The following is an 18,173-nucleotide window of genomic DNA, read 5'->3' on the forward strand; positions in this document are numbered from 1 at the left end:
GAATTTCCTGACGGTTTTGCTCTCCTGGCTCTGTGGCCTCATGGCTTGAAACCAGTCGCGTCGAGCATGGCGACCTGGTTGCCGTCGATGTAGAAGCGGATCGCGTGCGCCTCGTTGTCGACGTCTATGCGCGTCGGTTGCGCGGCCAGCGCCGCCGGGGCGGTCCTGGCATATTTCGAGGGAAAATCCCCAGCCGGTGCGTAGTGGAAGAGTAACGCCAATGCGATGCATCCGGCGGTAAATACAAGGAAGGTAAGTCTGGAAGAGGTGGTCGACGTCATCTAGTCGTTCCTTCAGGTTGAAGTGGCATCTACGTTTCGGTTGCTCCAGAAATCGAAACATGACATTTGGCGTAACCAAGCTCTGTTCAAGGACCTTATGCCATATGACCACAGCTAGAAGGCGGCAGCGGTCGGCGGGCGAAAAAGTGATGGTACTCTCGGCGCGCATACGCGCGACCCGCGCACTAACGCCCAACAGGAATTCCGAACAAGAGATTTCAAATGTCGGGTTTTTCTTTACTAGCGAATCTTTATTGCCGCACCAAAGAGCCGCAGCTTTTATGCTCGCCGACATCGGCTAGACAACTTTCATCGATGCTAACCTTGGAGGTCACACTACATTGGCTAGTATAACCTGGGTATCCCGATCACACGGTCACGTCGCCGCATTGTTCGGAGGCTATCGCCGATACATTTGCAGGGCAACAATACCGAGAGAGGCTAAGCTTACAATTTATATGTAACGCATGGTTGTTCCTTTTTATTTGATAAGTTACTGGAAGAGATGGAACAAATCTATTGCCCAACCTTTCATTGATTCTGAATGATCGATGTCGCTTGAAGGTATTTCTTCACTCATATGTCGACAGGTTTAATTATGTCGATGACGGTGCTGCTGTCTTGTGCTATGTTTCGTTCAGCCTGCTGCAAGAATTGCAGCGGTGGTGCCGGAGGCTGCCGATGCGTTACCTGAACTCCGCTCACTATATCGATGTGGTGGCCAAGACCGGTTCGATCCGCGCCGCCGCAGAATTGCTCGCCATAACCTCGACGGCGCTCAACCGGCGTATATTGGCGATGGAGGCCGAACTCGGCGTTGCGATTTTCGAGCGACTGCCTCACGGCGTGCGATTGTCCAGCGCCGGCGAACTTCTAGTGCAGCACATGCGCAACCAGTTATCCGATATGGAGCACGTGAAATCGCAGATTGCAGACCTTGCTGGCGCCCGGCGTGGCCATGTGGCGGTCGCCTGCAGCCAAGCGCTATTGCCCTACCATTTGCCGATGCAGATCTCACTCTACCGCAAGGAACATCCGAATGTGACCTTCGGAGTGCACCTGCGCGACCGGGAGGAGGCCGAGCGTGCCTTGGTCGATCACACGGCCGACATCGCCATCGTCTACGAGCCAACCCGGCTGGCTGCTTTCATGACGCTGATGCGGGTGCACCAGCCGGTGCATGCGGTTATGCGGCCCGATCATCCGCTGGCTTCTCACGAGACGGTGCGCTTGCGCGCTTGCCTCGACTATCCAATCGCGCTTCCCACATCAAGTTACGGCGTGCGCTACCTGCTCGACATCGGGGCGCAATCGTCATCGCTGCAGCTGGAGCCGGTGATTCAATCGGACAGCTTCGAATTCCTGCGCAACCACGCTATCTCGGAGGATATCATCACCTTCCATTTCCCAATTGGCCTGTCCCACCAGACGATGACCGGTGATATGATCTCCCGGCCGCTCGACCCGCGCGACGTGCCCGCTGGCATGCTCTATGTCGGCCAACTCAAGGGCCGCACCCTGCCGGTGGCCGCTGCCCGTTTTGCTGACCAGCTTTCCGACTCGCTGGCGCAGCAGTATGACGTGTCGTGATGGCACCTGCCACTCAGCTTGATGACTGGATTAAGGCTGTCGGGGTAAGCGTTGCCGGTGTATGCGCACCCGTCAGGTGCGCAGCGACACCGTCCGGGCCACGCTTCACCTACTTTCGACGTCCTCTTCGGGGCCGAGAGAAGACCGGCGGGTTCGGACTGCGAATCCTCGAGAGCTGACATTCAGGTTAGGTGGTATCGTCGAGACGTGGCCCGATGCCGAAACATGGAAGCAGGTGGCCACAATCGAGAGAGGAGGGGGTTGGGCATTCACGCAGCCTCCTGGAATCACACGTCGCTGAGCAAGGGCGCACTCCTGCGCTGCTTGGCTTGCGGGTTGACGATATCGGCATGTCCTTCGCCGCTCATCATCGCCCAGAGGTTCTTGGCCGCATGCCAGCCGATGGCCTGAGTTCCTTCAGTCGTCCAGGCCGCGACATGCGGCGTGCACAAGACGTTGGGTAGCGAAAACAGCGGATCGTCGGTCTTCGGCGGCTCCTGGTCGAACACGTCGAGCGCCGCACCAGCGGACTGCCAGCATCAGAGCGACCGCGTGCTCGCTGACCGTGAAGATCTGAAAATCGCACAGGCCCGAATCAGGGCGCGCAATGTTGTTATTGCGACCGGTCCGTTTCAACATCCGATTGTTCCGGGATACAGCCACGCAGTACCAGCCTCGATCTGTCAGATAGATGCGACTTGCTACCGAAACCCTCAACAGCTGCCGCCGGGGACTGTTCTTGTGGTAGGCAGTGGCAACTCGGGCTGCCAGATTGCAGATGAACTGTTGCGCAGTGGCCGACAAGTGTTTCTTGCTGTCAGCCGACACAGCAGAGTGCCTCGGCGTTATCGTGGTCAAGATCTTATCTGGTGGTACGAAAAGTTGGGCCGCTTCGACGTGACCATCGACTCGTTCCCCAATAGGAGGCATCCGCCGTCGGTAATCTTGACCGGCATGGACGGGGGCTATGATCTTGATCCGCGTCGGTTAGGCGTTGAGGGTGCTACTTTGCTTGGGCGATTGGTTGGGATTGCCGATGGTACAGCAATGTTTGCCGATGACGCTATGGAAACGCTTGCGGCTGCCGACAAAAGCTATGCCGGCTTTTTGGAGGCCGCAGACCATCTGGCCGCTACGGATGCGATGCAGTCGGAACTGGACCAGCAGGACCGCTCGCTGCCACCCCTGACTCTCCAGGTCGAGAGTATGCGCGCCTTGAAATTGAGTCAGGAGAACGTCCGCACGATCATCTGGGCGAGCGGATACGGCTATAACTACGGCTGGGTGAATCTGAAGATCATCGATGCTAACGGCGCTCCTGTCCAACAGCGCGGCGTCACCGCTTGTCAGGGAGTCTATTTTCTTGGGCTTCACTGGATGCAAACGTTCCGGTCGGCCGTCCTGTCCTTTGTCGGGCGTGACGCGGCTTACATCGCCGATCACATTGAGAGCTTGGCGCCGATTTAGATGATGAGCGACAGCCTGAGCAGGGAGTCGGACCAAACTGGTATCTGGGGCGTGGTCTCGTAGTTTGAGGCGCCAAGCTGCCGTCCACATGCTCCTAAACCCGAATCTGCTGTCTCGCTTTATCCATAAGCACTCGCAGTTCCGGCTGAGGCAGCGACCCAGAAAGTTCGAAGAGCTTTCCATGAACCCCAGGGGGTTCCGCTAGTGGAACTAAAAGCGACCGAATTTGCTGCTCCGCCACGGCACTCGCGCCTCGCTCGCTATCACCCCCTCAGTGGAAGCGGCTGGTCTCCAAGCAGCACCCTGACCACGACGTCACGAGCATCATTGGGATCAAGGGAGTGCCTTGCGATCAGGTCGCTGCATTCGGTGACGATCTGATCGGCGTCGTGCATGAGCTTGAGCTGCTTGTAGCGATCGTGGTGATGCAACCCCATGCTTTCACCAATCACTTCAAGGATATTGATGATGCGGAATGGCCAATCGCGCTCGTGAGCACACAGTTCGCGATGATCGGAATGATAAACCGCAACCAGCGCATCAACACCCGCGTCACGCGCCGCTTCAAGTTCTCTCAGCTGCAACTCACGCTTGAACTTAGGAAGCACACCGACATGCACGCTCTGCAGACCCACCGCCGGCTGATGCAGTTCCACAAGCTCAATGCCGGGGACCATCTTTAGGATTTCGGTGGCAGCCTCCACCACGCCGGCTACGCCAGGATGCTTGTGAAGCGCGACGCGAATGTCGACCCTGTGCTGCAGGTGCGGCCTCAACTGCGCCAGCCGGTCGCGGAGGAATCGCATAAACGGCTTCATCTCGAATGGGCGGGAGCCGCGCTGTCGTTCCACCGTTGGCAGGATGTTTTCTGTGAACTGGACGTAGCAAGTCGGACACCAGGTGATCACCTGTCCCAACCTGGAGTGCGACAACTTCTCCATCGAGCTGGACCCCATGCGACCGGTCATCTCGGCGTCGCCGGCCTTGAGTTGCGAAATGCCGCAACAATGGCTGGGACCGCCCATAACCTGGTAACTGATGCTGAGTTCGTCCATGATATCGAGGGCAAGCAAGGCAATGTGTGGCGTCTTGAGCACATTGCAGCCGGTGTAGAACACAAAGTCCGCCGGCTCGGTGGGCATGGATACTGACGCTGATTTTTGACCCAGCCGTTCCAGGACCTCCGTATCGAGTTGCAAACGCGACAGCATCGTTACACCGCGGCTGACCTCACGGTATCTCTCCACGCCTTGCCGGCGTCGTTCAGCAAGCTCCTTGTCAGCCTTCGCGACGCTAAGGCGTGCCATGGTAAGGAGAAAGCGTGGATTGACGCCGTAGTCGCACGCCTTGATGCATTCTCCGCTGAGCATGCAGGAGGCTGCCCATTCGCGCGACGTCTCCGGACCGTTACCGGTGCGGACAAGATCGAGGATACCACCGATGAGGTCTTCGGACTTCGCCTCCGGGATGCCGGCGGGCACCACGCTTGGGCAAACCTCAACGCACTTGCCGCATCGCGTGCAGGCATCAAGCATATCCTGGACGCGTTCGCCCAGAACCGTCTCGAAGGATGTCTCGTCCACCGGGAGCATCGCGGACTCCGAGCCTGCCTAAGAATGCGCCGTACGCGCGCATTGGCAGCTCGGAAATTAACATAGAAATCGGCAATCTTGAAGGACGAGGCTTTCGTACGCCGCGATGACTAAACTGCGTGAAGCGAGATCCGCGGCCTGTGAATTCGGCTGTTCGCGCTTTGACATCACATCCAGTACCTTCGCGAGCTGCCTCTCCCGGTGTCTCGGCCCTCACAACTCGCCATGTAGTAACCGTCTCACCCGTCATTTGTTCAACAAAATACTCTGGCATCGGGGGCGTTCCCTAGGCTGACTGGGATTCCAACTTCTGACGAAGCTGCCCTCGACCATGAAGCAGCCGGTCGAAGGCGCTGGCGACGTGTGGACCTGGACCGCGCTGGATAGCGACAGCAAGCTTATCGTGTCGTGGCTGGTCGGCGGCCGTGACGGCGAATATGCGCTGGCCTTCATGGATGACGTGAAGGACCGTCTTGCCAACCGCGTCCAGCTTACGACCGATGGCCACCGCGCCTATCTCAACGCCATCGAGGAAGCCTTTGGGGCCGACATCGATTACGCCATGCTGGTGAAGCAGTACGGCGAGCCGGAAAGCAACAAGTCGCCAGAGCGCCGCTATAGCCCGGCTGTCTGCACTGGCGCGGTCACGACGCGCGTCGAAGGCAATCCCGATCCGGAGCATGTCAGCACGTCGCATATCGAGCGCGCCAATCTCACCATGCGCATGGCGAACCGCCGCTTCACGCGACTTACCAATGCCTTCTCAAAGAAGTTCGAAAACCACGTCCACATGGTCGCGATCTACACCGTCTGGTACAATCAAAATGCACAAGACGCTGAAAATGACGCCGGCAATGGCCGCTGGCGTGTCCAAGACGCTCTGGTCGATGGAAGACCTTTGCGAGAAGATGGACGCAGTTGCGCCGAAGCCCGGCAAGCGGGGCCCTTACAAAAAGTCAGTGGCCGAAATTTCAAACTGAGACACTACCAAATTGTCTGCAAGCGCTCAATGAGGGCGCCAGCCCATCGTTGACCAAGTTAGGGCGTGAAATGGCCGGCGCAGTCGGGCGCTCGTTGCTAGATCTATCGCACCGCGCCGGCCTTTGCGGGAAAGGAAGAAGCCCCAAACCCCGCTACGACTAATTTATTCGAACATTAGAGTTCACTCAATTAGGACCGAGTGCCCTGGTCACTCGGCCTAAAGAGCGTTTCTTGACTGCTGCACCCGTCCTGTCCCGTTCCACCGGATTGAACTCGACTTCCTTCCCGGTGCTTCCCTTCAATGGCTTACGTTGCCTTGTGCGGCACCAGCGGCGTCTTCCTCGTGAACTCTAACGCGCGGCGCGAGATGCTTTCCATGCGCCGAGTCGCGCCATCAACGCCGGAAAGTAGGCGTAAGGCAGGGCCTTTCGTGATGTTCTTGGCGACGGAACGTTGGTCCGACTGCACGTTGAAAGCGCTTTTTCGGGAATAAAAGGACAGGGCGCGGCGTTGAAGAGGTTAAGGGACGCCCGTCCCTGCCGGGCAACTAAAGGTAGCGCATCGGTCGGGACGTTGAACTCCAAACAAATGGAGACCGGGATGCGAACACTTATCATCATTGCAGCGTTTTCGCTGCTCGCCGGCCCTGCGTCGGCAGCCGATCACCTTTTTACCGCCACGGAGGCAGGCGGTTTGACGACCGACAGCCAGCCGTTCCGAAACGGCATAAACAACACGGCTCCGACAGGCGAGGACGTGCCTGGCGGGGGTAGTCCGCTGTCGGGTGATGACCATACCGTCCCGGCCACCGACACCCAGACAGGTGCGGCGACCAAGGACATGCCGGCGGCCACGCAGGACAAGACGGCTCCATCAGCCAACGCCCGCTGACAATCGCGTCGCTTCGTGACAGGCGTTGGCGCGGCAGCTCTCGCCCGTCCGGCTGATATCAAATTTTGATGCTGGACGGGCACGCGGTCCGTCAGAAGCGATGGAGCGCAAATCGGACGGCCACGGCAGTCGCGGGGGCTATGGCCTCGGCGGGAGATTGAGCGCGCTGGTTTGCCAGTAGAACTTCCATTCACCGGTTCGGAGCTTCGAAAAGATTTTGCAGACGCGACCCTTCCAGGGAAAATCAGCGCCAGTCGTTTTGTTTCGTCAAAGGGTATCGATGTCGACCACGGCGAACGCCGCGTCCTCTGTTGGGGCAACTTCGATTTTCGCGTCGCGCATTCACCTCGCTAGTTAATATTGATGAGCCCAAGTCATCCAACCGATGGATGGAAGCATCTTATGCCAGTGCTATATTGAGCGTGAGGGCGGCAACCCGGTTTTGCTTGGGGTTAATTATGAGCAAGACTCTTATTGCTGTAACCGCAATCGCGATCAGCATCGGCTATGCCGATGCCAAGGATCGCAGGGTACAAACTGCGACCCTCCTGCACACCAACGTGATGAACCACGCGGTTTGCAACGGATCAAGCTCCCTCTTCGAAGTCCTCGGCGGCATGTGTTTACTCGTCAAGGGCTCGACGATCTATGGCGACTTCGCAGACCTTTCCCAGATTAACGCTGTGGGCTGGTAGCCGGAGCAATCCGGAAGCGCGCAATTGAACTGCCATGGAGGGGTGGGTTGTGCGGCAGATTGCTATCCGACTGGCCGCCGAGATCGGGACGGCGATCGGCAACGCTTTCCGTTTCACGGGCTTCGGCGCCTGCGCTACTTGTTCACTGGCGGCCATGGCCGCGTCCGAGCAAGGAGCTGGCCATCGGCGGCTACTCCGTGCGGCTAACCATTCGGCTTTTCAGGGCCTTGCATTGGGCTACCATGACGCTCATCGTGTAAGAATGCTGGGCAGGGGGCTCACCCCGCCTTATGACCAGCTAGGCCCGGTCCAAGGCATCTCCCGTCACGAGATCCGAAGCCGGGCCGCCCTTTAGAATGGACAAGTCTCTGACAATCGCGCTCTTCATCGCGACCGCAAACTGGCGGTTCGCGGCATGCATTCTATAGCGCACACGAACGTAACGGTTCGCAGCCAGAACTGTCATTTGCGTACAAAATCAATGACTGAGATTCTTCGCGACCACCCTTCGAAAGTCGACACCTGAAATCAATTGGTCTGGCAATCTTCAACCCCTGATGGGACAGAAACGCATTATGATATGTGTTGTGGATAGTGACAGTTCGTTCACTATGAACCGGCCTTCTCATTGAAGGCGCCCATCGAGCGCCTAATGTGATCCACAACGCCGTTGTCGCTTGGGGCGGCCCCCCGAGCTGGCGACCGACAGTTCAGTTCCCGCCAGTCTGCGTTGATCACCGGCTTGTCCGTGATCGGAAAATGATTTGGAATCCGACAATCTCATTTTGCCCCGATGCTGCCGAACGTTTGCCACAGATGCCACCGGACGCGCCACCCGAGCGAGTTTGACCTGAAGCCGACCTTGACTTGGTGGCTACGTCTTATTCGATTGTTTCATGGTCAGCTGGCGATGCTGTCTTACGCGGAACGCAATGGTTACGAGTTCGATCGACCGGAATGCGGGCAATGCTTTGGCCCGGGCTACAACCCGAGGCGCATTCGTGACAAGGCGATCCGGGACCGTTGAGCCTCCCGATGCAGGGCGAGGGGTACATCATATAGACGAAATTTCCTTATCCGGGTGTTCGGTGGCTGATGAAACCGACAAGCCGAATGAGCATCGCGCATCGCGTATCATCGCGGGCTACATGACCGGCATCTCTAACAAAGGAGAGTTGATGGAGCTCTCCCGCAGCTTTGAGCCGTGAGAGCGTCCAAAGGTGCCGCGCTGCTGGGCGCCGCCGTGCTGTTATCGTTCCGTTCAGAAAGCCAGACCTAACTTCCCGGAGTTGCCTGTTGAGCAACGCGGCCGGCCTTCACTCTGATAGTCCTGCCTTGAGGTCGACCGCCATGTTCTCGTGCACGGCTCCGGCGGCGGCAACTCGGTCCCAATTCTCACGGCGGGACGGTAATGCGAAAGCCAGCCGAAGCATCGCATTGAAGTCGTCCTGCGCGCGGGTGGCCTCATCGAAGCGGCGCAAGACCCATGCCTCGCTGCGTCCTGCAGCAGGCCAGCCAACATCCCGCTGGCAAATGCCCCAATATTGTCAGCGTCTGAAGGCAGAACCTTCGGAAGGAGCTCGTCTTTCACGCTCTCAGACACGCGGCTCGCAGCCATCGCATAACCTCGGGAGTCCGGTCGTTCCACGTCTTGCGCAAAGGTGATGATAATTTCGAGCGGCGTTACCTCGACGGGGGCCGCGGCTGCATCCGCTAGCGGGCAGTCACATCGGTTGGCTCAAGCGGATCAAACACTCTGCGCATCGGCGCCAAGGAGTGTTCGTCCATAATCATCACTGAACGATTCATGCCTGTTGATCTACCCACCCAACTGCTCGCGAAACGCAGTCCCGGCAGGTTCATCAAAATGTGCAGATGCCGAAGCGAGCCGCTCGGCCGCCTGCTCTCGCCAAGGCGCCGCAAAATGCGCCCAGTGCCCAAGGAGCGAGGTCCAGCGAGCGGAGTCCTGGCCGGCTGCCTCTCTCCTCGGTCCGGTCCGAATGGACAACCTCCTGAAAGCTCACACCTAGAGCGGGGGCCCTTTGCCATTTGGGGACTCCCTCCGCCAGAATCTCCTTCGAGGGAGCTTGAGCCTCGTCGGATTTCCAAGCGCTTCGAGCTGCTTTGCTGCTTGTTCGAGTTTCATGGAAATAGGAATAGGCATTTCCGGCCAAGCCGTCAAGGCAATTTCGAATATTGTGGAAATACAGGCGGCGGGTTCGCCTACCGTCAACGTATTGCTGGTCGAACGTGATATATATGCCCTGGAGATGGAGGCGTGGCCGCCGATTGCGCGCATGGGTTCTGGCGGCGAGTGAGCATGGCAAACGAAGGCGAAACCATCGTCCTGGGCATTCCCATTCCGTCCCGCGATACGGTGTTTCTGTCTGTCGTGGCTCTTCATGTCCTGTTCGGGCTTGCCGCCGTGATCACCGGCGCTGGCGCGATGTTCGCTCAAAAGGGACGCGGCCGGCACTCGAGGTTCGGCATCATCTACTTCTGGTGCCTGTGCGGCGTGTTCGTCACCATGAGCGCCCTATCGCTCATGCGCTGGGCGGAAAACTCCCACCTGTTCGCACTGGGGAGTATTTCCTTCGCATCCGCCTGTTTCGGACGCACCGCCGCCCGGCGACGCTGGCGCCAGTGGCCCAGGCTGCATCTCACAGGCATGGGCCTCTCCTACATCGTGATGCTCACCGCATTTTACGTCGACAACGGCAAGAACCTGCCGCTTTGGAAGGAGCTTCCGGCCATTGCATTTTGGATTCTGCCCGCGGCGTTCGGAATGCCGATAATCCTGCGCGCCTTGTTTCGACACCCGGTGGTCCTGGAGCTCGATCGCTCGCGAGCGGCAACCGGCAGATCGGCAAATTCAGACTAAGAGGCGAGCGGCTTGTCGGGCTTCCAACGCGCCTCACGCTGCACCGCTCGCGCAACGAGCCATAGAGCATCAGCACACGCGGCTTGGGATCGAGGGCGGGGTTTCGAGCAGTTCCTGCAGGTCGACCGGCTGAAACTGTTCCTGGTCGACATTCGCCAAGGAGTCGTCGGGCACGCGATCAGGCAACGCGCCGGCCCTGGGCGTCGATGACGACTTCGCCGTCTTCCTTCGTGAACGAACCGATATCCGGATTAGGGAGGATGCTGAGCACGGCTTCCGATGGCCTTGCGAGGACAACGCCGAGCGGCGTGACGACGATGGGTCTGTTAATTAAAATCGGATGCTCGAGCATGAAGTCGATCAATTGGTCGTCGGTCCATTTTGAATTGCCGAGATCGAGCTCCGCGTAGGGCGTGCCCTTCTCGCGCAACAGTTCGCGCGGCGTCATGCCCATGTGGCCGACCAGTTCCAAGAGCTTCTGGCGCGACGGCGGGTTCTTGAGATATTCGATAACTTCAGGTCCCTCGCCGGACTGCCTGATCATCGCCAGTGTATTGCGCGAAGTGCCGCAATCGGGGTTGTGATAGATCGTGATCGTCATTCGGCGGCTTTCAATTTCGAGTTGGCCACAGGGGAGGATTTCGGTTCTGCAAGCAACCATCCGGCGACGAGCAGAGCGACAACGGCGCCAAGAATTTCGGCAACGATGAAGGCAGGCAGGTCAACTGGTCGGATTCCTGCGAAGGTGTTGGAAAAGGCGCGCGCGATCGCCACCGCAGGGTTGGCGAAGGACGTCGAGGCGGTGAACCAGTAGGCGGCGGTGATGTAGAGCCCGACCAGCCACGGAATGGCATCGGAGCGGAAGCGCAGGCCGGCCAGGATGGTGAAGACCAGGCCGAAGGCGGCCACCGCTTCCGCAAACCATTGACCCGACCCCGTCCTAGCGTGTGTCGAAATCTGGACGAGCGGCAACTCGAACATCCCGTGCGCGACCAGCGTGCCGATGATCCCGCCGACAATCTGCGCCAGGATGTATAGCACGGCGGCATTGGCGGTGATATCGCGCCGCAGTCCGAAAACGAGCGTCACGGCCGGATTGAAATGAGCACCAGAAATCGGACCGAGGACGGTGATCAGCACCACGAGGATGGCGCCCGTCGGCAGCGTGTTGCCGAGCAGGGCCAGGGCAACGTCACTGGTCAGCTTCGCGGCCATGATCCCCGAGCCGACAACGGTCGCGACGAGGACTGCAGTGCCCAGTGCTTCCGCCACAAGGCGGCGTGGCAAATCGGCGCTCATCAGCTCAACCTGCCTGGGGCAGGTTGCGACCAATCTCATCCAGGCTCTTTTGCAAAGCGAGCTTGTCGAGCTTGTTCATAGGCAGGCTGACAAAGATCGAGATCCGGTTGTTGAGCATCCGAAAGGTATCAGCAAAGGCTAGATGCTTCTCCGCCTCAGTGCCTTCCACCGCTGCCGGATCGGGCACTCCCCAATGCGCCGTCATTGGCTGACCCGGCCAAGAGCGAGAGCGACAAGACCTATCATCGCCCGGGCGGCAAGGCCATGCCAGGGACGATGGGGGGCCTTCCCGTCGCTCGCTTCGCTCATATATCCCGCCCACGCCGCCATCGCGCCCCAGCGGCACACCTCGTATCGCAGTCTGGAGCCGCCGGGGACATTCGTCAATCAGACCGTGGTTCCGGCCCACAGTGCGCGGGGCAATAGGCTCGCCACGGGTCATTCGCGGAATTGCATAGGTCCGATTGCGCCGAAGAAGACCCGATATAACGCTCAGGCTCAAGGGAGCGCTTTCCGTCCTAGGACGTCCTTCCGGAGTTGCCTGTTGAGCAACGCGGCCGGCCTTCACTCTGATAGTCCTGCTTTCGAGGTCGACCGCCATGTTCTCGTGCACGGCTCCGGCGGCGTTGCTCCTGACACGAGTGGTTTGTCCGTCGGTCGCACTCCACGTGAAACGAACGTCTCAGCCAAAACTTGAAAACTACCGGTCGGCGGCGGCCGACCGGTGATCCTCAAAATCTATCTTTATTTCGCCGATAGCGCAGCCAACAGCTCTTCGAATGTGCCGGGATAATAGGCCACATTGTGCCAGGGTCGTTTACTTAGGACATCTGCCAGAGCTTTCGCCTGTCGAGCATCGCGGCCGAATAGCACAATGCGCGTGTCAAAGTCATCGAGCGGCATAGGGCTACCCTTCACCTTCACAGCAACTTCAGGCGGGAGATTTTTAGCTCCTGGAATGCTTCCCTTTGCGAAATCCTCTCCAGGCGCCAAAAATGGCGCCGGCAGGACCGGGATCGGCGCCGGCCGGGCAAAGCTGCCAGGCGTCGCACAGGCCGGCTTCGTCCTCGGCGCGACCCGCGAGCCGCATGCTGGCGGCGGCGCATTTGAGCGCCAGCCGCTGGCGCCAGGCGCCGTCCCAGCTGGCTTGCGCCCGGGCCAGCGTGTCGAGGGCAGCCAGGGCGACGCCTGCCCGGAAAGCGGCGTCTGCGTCATGCATGGCACCATCGGCCGCGAGCGCCCAGGCCGGGACGGCCGGCGGCACCGACGGAGCTGCGGTCGCGGGGTCGAGGCGAATCATGCTTTCGAGGGTAAATCGGGCGTGCGGTTTGTGCCATGATTTTCACATCAAAACGCACAGCTTGTCGGATACACAAAACGAATGATAATGTTGCCAGCCACTTAGCCGCGCCGGCGCGACATCGTATTGGTTAGAGTTCTCTGTTGGCGCTTCGGACGAAGTCTTTGTTTTAGGTTGCTCTTCAGAAGCGACTGTTCGGCTAATGGAGGCGTAGAACGCACGGTTGGCCTTTTCGAACCGTGCCCAAACCGGCGGTCAAACCAGCTTGAGTTTAGTCGGCACCAGTTCGCCGTCCGTCTGCCTGATCTTCATCGCATTGTGGGACGGTCAATTCTTTCCCGATTGCGGCTATGAGGGCGGACACGCGGGCACGCACTCGCGGAGGAAGTCGAACAAGACGCTCGATCAAGCGTCGACCTTCTGCGCTGGCAATGAAGCCAATGCGCTCATCGACTGGTAGATGTGAAGCCTCATGGCCGCTCTCGCTATTCTCCGGAAGGCCTTCGAAAAACCGACTGACGGGGACGCCTAGCGACCTGCCAATCTCGTAGATCATGGACGCACTCACCCGGTTTCTTGCGTTCTCGTACTTTTGCAGCTGCTGAAACGTGATGCCTATCGATCGGGCAAGCTGAACCTGCGACACGTCCGACTGCATGCGAACCGTTGCGATCTGCCTGCCGACGTGCATATCGGCAGGGTGAGGGGTCACGCCTGATATTTGGTTTTTGGGCCGCCCGGGAAGGGCTCGAGCGTTTCGGCTTCAACAAAGCGTTCGATGCTCCAACAGGTCACTGGGTGGGAAATCAGTCCCGGTCGGTTCTGGTTCTTTTGTCGATTGTCAGCCGAATTTTCGCGCAGGCGGCACAACTATCCTGCCGGAGTATCCGGATATTTCGATCCCGGTACCGAAGGCACGCGAGCGGCTTGCGAACCCTTCGAGAATATCTCGCGCCACGTGTCCGGTGGCGGGGACGGGAGCTAATTTGCCCGTCTCGGAACCTGTCCGTTCATTTATCTCGCCGATCACGACCGGCAGAAGGTCTATGCCTTCGAGCGATCCATTCGCATCGTAGCGGCAAGCCGCAACAATGCTCTGCCAGACCTCCGGAAGATCCCATTCGCCCTCGTCCGGATGGACGTGAAAAAGGAAATTTCCGAGACCGTAGAAGATTGGCGAGCCATTGTAGATTTCCACTGCCTGAAGAACCGGGGCGCCGTGGCTGACGAAGAGGTCTGCGCCAGCGTCTATGCATGTGCGGGCAAATGCCTGCACCCAGCGCGGCACGTCCTGCCAACCCGGTTCCCAATGGTGGTGGTGCAGATAGGCGATCACAAAATCGCCTTGCGCTGCTGCCTGCCGGATCGCCGAGAAATGAATATTCGCGCTCGGCTGATCGATCTCGATCAAGCGGCTGAAATCGGCAGCCTGCGTGAACACAGTCCCGTAGAAATTCAGCTCCTTCCCACTCGTTAGCTCCGGCGGATCTTCCGGTTGCGCGTAGTTAGTGAGTTCAAGGTGCGAGCTCTGCAACTGATCGCCAAGCCTTGCCAGCCTTCGGAAGTGCCCGTTGGGCACCCCAATCTTCCGAACGGTTTTCAGCCGGTTGACGCCAGGCCGAGCCGGACGGGAAGCGGTGCTGTTCTCGGCATACATGTTGGCCGGGCCTGGGCCTGCGTCTATCGCAAGAAGAGAGACCTGGCGGGCGCCTAGATGGCGATGGCCGAGTTTCGCGGCATGGGTCTTGTCGATGCCGACCCCAGCATGCAGGAAGCCGCGCGCTTCGACCTCCTCCAGCGTCGCGAGGACGCCAGAAACACCGAGATCGAATGCGTGGTTGTTCGCCAAGGCAAGCGCGTTGAACCCGATATCCTGCAACGCATCCAAGACCTCAGCCCGTGAATAACCGAAGTACCTGCCTTTGGTCGGCCAACCACCATGTTTGCCGAGGATCGTCGACTCGAAATTGGTGAAGACGACATCACCTTGCTGCAAGAAGCGTACAACCGCCGCGAACCGTTCGTCTTGAACATGACGGATGTCCTGCGTGATCAATGACTGGCCGGTTACAACCGCACAAAATGCGTCTTTCATGGAACTCGCCTCATGGTCGTGAAGGGTCAGGCGCCGACATTCGGCCAGCACCACATGGAATTCGCCGCCGATCGCCGGGCTATTTTGGCAGGGCCGGAGAAATGTCCGTCTTGAACCACTTCAGGCTCAGCGCCTTGATGGTGCCATCCTTTGTGGCGGCGTCGAGCGCCGCATTGAACTTGGTGAGCAGTTCGGTATCGTCTTTGCGCATGCCAGCGCCCACACCCGGACCCCAGAGACCACCATTCAGCTCGGGTCCGAAAAACACGGCAACCGACCCACCCGGCGCCTCCAGGAAATCGCGCCATGTGAAATAGTCGGCGAGGCCGCCGTCGACGCGCCCCGCGGTAAGATCGAGCTTCAGGTTGTCGAGACTGTCATAGCTGCGAATGGTCACGACATCGCCGAGGAGTTGTTTCACAACAGCCTCCGAATTCGACGAACGAAGCACACCAATGGCTTTGCCGTTGAGGGTGGACCTGAGCCGCTCGATGGTTGCCTTCTCCTTGTCCCCGACCGTCGAAAGGTTGACTTTCTCTTTGGTGTCGCCGGCATCGAGCCCAAGCTCTTTGCGCACGACGAACTGGTTGTAGCCGCTAGCATATGGGCTGGAGAATGCGATCTGCTGCTTGCGCTTCTCCGTGATCGCCATGCCGGACATGATGACATCGTATTTCCCGACGAGCAGCGCGGGGATGATCCCGTCCCAATCCTGCGCCACGAAGCTACATTTGATTTTGATGCGATTGCACAGTTCAAGACCGACATCGACATCGTAGCCGTAAAGCTTGCCATCCGCGTCTGTGCCGTCCCAGGGCGGCGACGCCCCTTCGGTGGCGATTATTATCGTTCGCTCGCTTTCGGCACGTGTCGGCAAGGCTGCGAGCAGGGACGCGACAGAAATGACAATAGCCAAGGGCATGCGCATGGAGCACCTCTTTCTTTTTGGTTTGGGTGGGAAAGCAGCCGTAGGGCTGCGGCGTCACGGCACGAGTGTCGTGATCTCGTGGTCAGGCAAGGTCGGACGGAGCCGCGCCTTGCGTCTGTGCTTTGGAGTGCCCTCGGTCGAAAGCCGTCGTTCCAGGAACTGGGTGGCTTTCACAGCGAGCGTCGTGAGCGCGAGATAGATCGCTCCTGCGACGATGAATATCTCATAAGGCGCGAAGGTGGCCGACACCATCTGTCTCGCCATGCCGGTTATCTCAAGCAGCGTTACCGTGCTTGCCAGCGACGAGCCCTTGATCATCCCCACGACCTCGTTTCCGTAGGCCGGAAGCGAAATCCTGAAAGCGATTGGAAAGGTGACAAGGCGAGCGATCTGCAAGCGTTTGAGGCCAAGCGCCTTGGCGGCCTCAATGACACCCATCGGCACGGACTGGAGACCGCGGCACAGGATTTCTGTCGTGTGCGCCGCACTATTCAGCGAAAAAGTGAACAGGGCGCACCAGAGAGGGTCTTTAAGGATCACCCAGAAGACGCTGGCGCGCACAGCCTCGATCTGGCTCAAACCATAATAGAGCAGGAAGAGCTGAACCAGCATCGGCGTACCGCGGATTACATAGGTGTAGGCCAGCACCGCGAATGAGAGGCTCGGGCGTCCAAACGCGCGAGCGAACGCCAACGGCACCGACAGAAGAAATCCGGCCGTCAGCGACAGGACTGTGAGGATCAAGGTGAGACCGATTCCTGAGGGCAGAACCCGTAGGGCGTCGAACATCAAGCCAACGTTCATGGTGTCGCCCCCTATCGACTGAACGCGGGATAGCGCCGCTCCGCCAAGCGGATCGACAGCAGTGTGATCGTCGTCAAGGAGAGATAGAAAAAGGATGCGGCAAGGTAGAAGGTCAACGGCGCACGCAAGGATCCGGCGCCGACGTAGGCAACGCGCATGATGTCGGTCAGGCCGACGACAGAGACCAGTGCTGTATCCTTGAATAGCGATATCCAAAGATTGCCATAGGCGGGCAGCGCCAGCCTTAGCATCTGCGGACCAACTATGAACAACCAGCGCTGCCAGGCTTTCAGGCCAAGCGAGCTCGCCGCTTCGGTCTGACCCGCTGGTACCGCCGCGATTGCACCGCGGAAAGCCTCGGTCGCATAGCCGCTGAAGACAACGGTCAGCGCGATGACCCCTGCGGTGAAAGCGTTCACCTCCACATACCTGCCGGCAAGTTTGCTGGCGAAGGTGGTTCCACCGAAATAGATGAGAAGGATTATGAGGAGCTCTGGAACACCGCGAACCACGGTCGTGTAAGCCGTCACGACACTTCTGAAACGGGCTGCAGGCGTGCCCTTCGAGATGGCCAACAGCAGGCCGAATACGGTGCCGAGGAACCCACTAACAAGAGCAAGGCCGACGGTAACCATGAAGGCGGCAGCGAATTGAGCAGCAAAACCGCCCATGAGACTCATCCATCGGTTCGCAATCTCGCAATATATGCCGCGTCTTTCCACGACACATCTGCGGCTTTTGACCTGATATTGCGAAATCTACTTAGGAGTATCCTGCAATATATTCTCAGGATTTCCTTTAAATTACCGACATTGCGTGTTCATTCAATCTATAACTTTCAGAATTTTTGCTATAACGGCAGATTATATACGCTATCCTCCAAACAATCTGAAAGCGAGTTACTGCTACTCGTCTGGCCAAGCCAAGACCGTGCAGGTTGAGAGATTAAATTCCCGACACGTCTGGCGATGCCCACAGTCGGCGCCGCCCAGCACATTTGCACGAGCTGCATTGGTGCCGCAGGGCAAGAATCCTCACGATGGCATGAGAGCTCACGTCGCTAGCCGAGTCCGCGTTCGACTACTTCGCCTTGGGGGGCGCGCAAAATAGCGTGGCCGGATCGCTCTCAAGCACCTTTGCGATCTTCTCCGCCACGTTGAGGGAAGGGTTCTTTTGCCCTCGCTCTATGCCGCCCATGTAGCTGTACGCAAGGCCAGCCTCCGTTGCCAGGGTTTCAAGGGTCATGCCGCGCGCCTTCCGGACTCTACGAACGTTTGCTCCAAAAATCTCCGTAAGGCGCATGCGCGCATAGGCACAAGCAAACCCTCCTCTTTACCAGTCACTATAGTGACTATATGGTGATGGATTC

Annotated in this window: 18 protein-coding genes and 4 pseudogenes; 8 read left to right on the top strand and 14 right to left on the bottom strand. The window is 58.8% G+C overall.

Annotated features, from left to right (window positions below; all coding sequences use genetic code 11):
* Positions 1–38: 38 nt before the first annotated feature.
* Positions 39–281 carry a hypothetical protein gene (locus tag EN846_RS31470; RefSeq protein ID WP_127391442.1) on the bottom strand — a complete coding sequence of 81 codons (243 nt, stop codon included), beginning with the start codon at positions 279–281 and terminating at the stop codon, positions 39–41.
* Between the two features lie 681 nt (positions 282–962).
* On the opposite strand from EN846_RS31470, the gene EN846_RS31475 reads away from it, so the two are divergent.
* Complete coding sequence (locus EN846_RS31475; protein WP_127391441.1) at positions 963–1,871, top strand: LysR family transcriptional regulator; 909 nt, start codon at positions 963–965, stop codon at positions 1,869–1,871.
* A gap of 287 nt (positions 1,872–2,158) precedes the next feature.
* On the opposite strand, the pseudogene EN846_RS31480 reads toward EN846_RS31475, so the two are convergent.
* Positions 2,159–2,386, bottom strand: a pseudogene (locus tag EN846_RS31480) (NAD(P)-dependent oxidoreductase); the annotation flags it as partial.
* 37 nt (positions 2,387–2,423) lie between these two features.
* On the opposite strand from EN846_RS31480, the gene EN846_RS31485 reads away from it, so the two are divergent.
* Positions 2,424–3,338 carry an NAD(P)-binding domain-containing protein gene (locus EN846_RS31485; RefSeq protein ID WP_187331508.1) on the top strand — a complete coding sequence of 305 codons (915 nt, stop codon included), beginning with the start codon at positions 2,424–2,426 and terminating at the stop codon, positions 3,336–3,338.
* Positions 3,339–3,601: 263 nt separating this feature from the next.
* On the opposite strand, the gene EN846_RS31490 is transcribed toward EN846_RS31485, so the two are convergent.
* Positions 3,602–4,930: a (Fe-S)-binding protein gene (locus EN846_RS31490; protein WP_127394068.1), complete on the bottom strand. Its 1,329-nt coding sequence runs from the start codon at positions 4,928–4,930 to the stop codon at positions 3,602–3,604.
* Between the two features lie 346 nt (positions 4,931–5,276).
* Here EN846_RS31490 and EN846_RS31495 point away from each other — a divergent pair.
* The 3 genes and pseudogenes from EN846_RS31495 to EN846_RS31505 all read left to right on the top strand — a co-directional run.
* A pseudogene (locus tag EN846_RS31495) lies at positions 5,277–5,910 on the top strand (IS1 family transposase); the annotation flags it as partial.
* A 601-nt stretch (positions 5,911–6,511) separates the two neighbouring features.
* Positions 6,512–6,802, top strand: a complete 291-nt coding sequence (locus EN846_RS31500) for a hypothetical protein (protein ID WP_127394197.1) — start codon at positions 6,512–6,514, stop codon at positions 6,800–6,802.
* A gap of 458 nt (positions 6,803–7,260) precedes the next feature.
* Complete coding sequence (locus tag EN846_RS31505) at positions 7,261–7,497, top strand: hypothetical protein (protein ID WP_127394198.1); 237 nt, start codon at positions 7,261–7,263, stop codon at positions 7,495–7,497.
* Between the two features lie 1,316 nt (positions 7,498–8,813).
* Here EN846_RS31505 and EN846_RS35415 read toward each other — a convergent pair.
* Positions 8,814–8,978 carry a hypothetical protein gene (locus EN846_RS35415; protein ID WP_187331509.1) on the bottom strand — a complete coding sequence of 55 codons (165 nt, stop codon included), beginning with the start codon at positions 8,976–8,978 and terminating at the stop codon, positions 8,814–8,816.
* Between the two features lie 606 nt (positions 8,979–9,584).
* Here EN846_RS35415 and EN846_RS35420 point away from each other — a divergent pair.
* Complete coding sequence (locus EN846_RS35420; protein WP_189523675.1) at positions 9,585–9,815, top strand: hypothetical protein; 231 nt, start codon at positions 9,585–9,587, stop codon at positions 9,813–9,815.
* Between the two features lie 2 nt (positions 9,816–9,817).
* Positions 9,818–10,378 carry a DUF2306 domain-containing protein gene (locus tag EN846_RS31515; RefSeq protein ID WP_187331523.1) on the top strand — a complete coding sequence of 187 codons (561 nt, stop codon included), beginning with the start codon at positions 9,818–9,820 and terminating at the stop codon, positions 10,376–10,378.
* Positions 10,379–10,556: 178 nt separating this feature from the next.
* On the opposite strand, the gene arsC is transcribed toward EN846_RS31515, so the two are convergent.
* The 4 genes and pseudogenes from arsC to EN846_RS31535 form a co-directional block, all read right to left on the bottom strand.
* Positions 10,557–10,979: an arsenate reductase (glutaredoxin) gene (gene arsC / locus EN846_RS31520; RefSeq protein ID WP_127391779.1), complete on the bottom strand. Its 423-nt coding sequence runs from the start codon at positions 10,977–10,979 to the stop codon at positions 10,557–10,559.
* Positions 10,976–11,677, bottom strand: a complete 702-nt coding sequence (locus tag EN846_RS31525) for an MIP/aquaporin family protein (RefSeq protein WP_127391780.1) — start codon at positions 11,675–11,677, stop codon at positions 10,976–10,978. Before EN846_RS31525 ends, arsC begins: the two co-directional genes overlap by 4 nt.
* A 4-nt stretch (positions 11,678–11,681) precedes the next feature.
* Positions 11,682–11,897: pseudogene (locus EN846_RS31530) on the bottom strand (arsenate reductase ArsC); the annotation flags it as partial.
* A gap of 726 nt (positions 11,898–12,623) precedes the next feature.
* Positions 12,624–12,977, bottom strand: a complete 354-nt coding sequence (locus EN846_RS31535) for a DUF1403 family protein (RefSeq protein WP_245509008.1) — start codon at positions 12,975–12,977, stop codon at positions 12,624–12,626.
* Positions 12,978–13,200: 223 nt separating this feature from the next.
* On the opposite strand from EN846_RS31535, the gene EN846_RS36180 reads away from it, so the two are divergent.
* Positions 13,201–13,437: a hypothetical protein gene (locus EN846_RS36180; protein WP_245493392.1), complete on the top strand. Its 237-nt coding sequence runs from the start codon at positions 13,201–13,203 to the stop codon at positions 13,435–13,437.
* Between the two features lie 66 nt (positions 13,438–13,503).
* On the opposite strand, the pseudogene EN846_RS36460 reads toward EN846_RS36180, so the two are convergent.
* From EN846_RS36460 to EN846_RS31565, 6 genes and pseudogenes are all read right to left on the bottom strand, one after another.
* Positions 13,504–13,668 (bottom strand): annotated as a pseudogene (locus EN846_RS36460) (helix-turn-helix transcriptional regulator); the annotation flags it as partial.
* Between the two features lie 150 nt (positions 13,669–13,818).
* Positions 13,819–15,072, bottom strand: a complete 1,254-nt coding sequence (locus EN846_RS31545; RefSeq protein WP_128346415.1) for a CapA family protein — start codon at positions 15,070–15,072, stop codon at positions 13,819–13,821.
* 79 nt (positions 15,073–15,151) lie between these two features.
* Positions 15,152–15,994 carry a transporter substrate-binding domain-containing protein gene (locus EN846_RS31550; protein ID WP_187331525.1) on the bottom strand — a complete coding sequence of 281 codons (843 nt, stop codon included), beginning with the start codon at positions 15,992–15,994 and terminating at the stop codon, positions 15,152–15,154.
* A gap of 60 nt (positions 15,995–16,054) precedes the next feature.
* Positions 16,055–16,804 (bottom strand): ABC transporter permease subunit, encoded by a 750-nt coding sequence (locus EN846_RS31555; protein WP_128346417.1) that lies wholly within the window; start codon positions 16,802–16,804, stop codon positions 16,055–16,057.
* 11 nt (positions 16,805–16,815) lie between these two features.
* On the bottom strand, positions 16,816–17,475 hold the full coding sequence (locus EN846_RS31560) for an ABC transporter permease subunit (protein WP_128346418.1): 660 nt from the start codon (positions 17,473–17,475) through the stop codon (positions 16,816–16,818).
* A gap of 409 nt (positions 17,476–17,884) precedes the next feature.
* The gene (locus tag EN846_RS31565) at positions 17,885–18,106 is read right to left on the bottom strand and encodes a helix-turn-helix transcriptional regulator (protein ID WP_128346419.1); all 222 of its coding nucleotides are present in this window, start codon (positions 18,104–18,106) and stop codon (positions 17,885–17,887) included.
* Positions 18,107–18,173: the final 67 nt, after the last annotated feature.

Source organism: Mesorhizobium sp. M4B.F.Ca.ET.203.01.1.1, assembly GCF_004791025.1.
Taxonomy (GTDB): domain Bacteria; phylum Pseudomonadota; class Alphaproteobacteria; order Rhizobiales; family Rhizobiaceae; genus Mesorhizobium; species Mesorhizobium abyssinicae.

Coding starts and splice junctions, on each gene's coding strand:
- EN846_RS31490 (WP_127394068.1), bottom strand. CDS start 4,930: ATGCTCCCGGTGGACGAGACATCCTTCGAGACGGTTCTGGGCGAACGC.
- EN846_RS31560 (WP_128346418.1), bottom strand. CDS start 17,475: ATGGGCGGTTTTGCTGCTCAATTCGCTGCCGCCTTCATGGTTACCGTC.
- EN846_RS31525 (WP_127391780.1), bottom strand. CDS start 11,677: ATGAGCGCCGATTTGCCACGCCGCCTTGTGGCGGAAGCACTGGGCACT.
- EN846_RS31545 (WP_128346415.1), bottom strand. CDS start 15,072: ATGAAAGACGCATTTTGTGCGGTTGTAACCGGCCAGTCATTGATCACG.
- EN846_RS31475 (WP_127391441.1), top strand. CDS start 963: ATGCGTTACCTGAACTCCGCTCACTATATCGATGTGGTGGCCAAGACC.
- EN846_RS31565 (WP_128346419.1), bottom strand. CDS start 18,106: ATGCGCCTTACGGAGATTTTTGGAGCAAACGTTCGTAGAGTCCGGAAG.
- EN846_RS31550 (WP_187331525.1), bottom strand. CDS start 15,994: ATGCCCTTGGCTATTGTCATTTCTGTCGCGTCCCTGCTCGCAGCCTTG.
- EN846_RS31500 (WP_127394197.1), top strand. CDS start 6,512: ATGCGAACACTTATCATCATTGCAGCGTTTTCGCTGCTCGCCGGCCCT.
- EN846_RS31535 (WP_245509008.1), bottom strand. CDS start 12,977: ATGATTCGCCTCGACCCCGCGACCGCAGCTCCGTCGGTGCCGCCGGCC.
- EN846_RS31470 (WP_127391442.1), bottom strand. CDS start 281: ATGACGTCGACCACCTCTTCCAGACTTACCTTCCTTGTATTTACCGCC.
- EN846_RS31505 (WP_127394198.1), top strand. CDS start 7,261: ATGAGCAAGACTCTTATTGCTGTAACCGCAATCGCGATCAGCATCGGC.
- arsC (WP_127391779.1), bottom strand. CDS start 10,979: ATGACGATCACGATCTATCACAACCCCGATTGCGGCACTTCGCGCAAT.
- EN846_RS31515 (WP_187331523.1), top strand. CDS start 9,818: ATGGCAAACGAAGGCGAAACCATCGTCCTGGGCATTCCCATTCCGTCC.
- EN846_RS31555 (WP_128346417.1), bottom strand. CDS start 16,804: ATGAACGTTGGCTTGATGTTCGACGCCCTACGGGTTCTGCCCTCAGGA.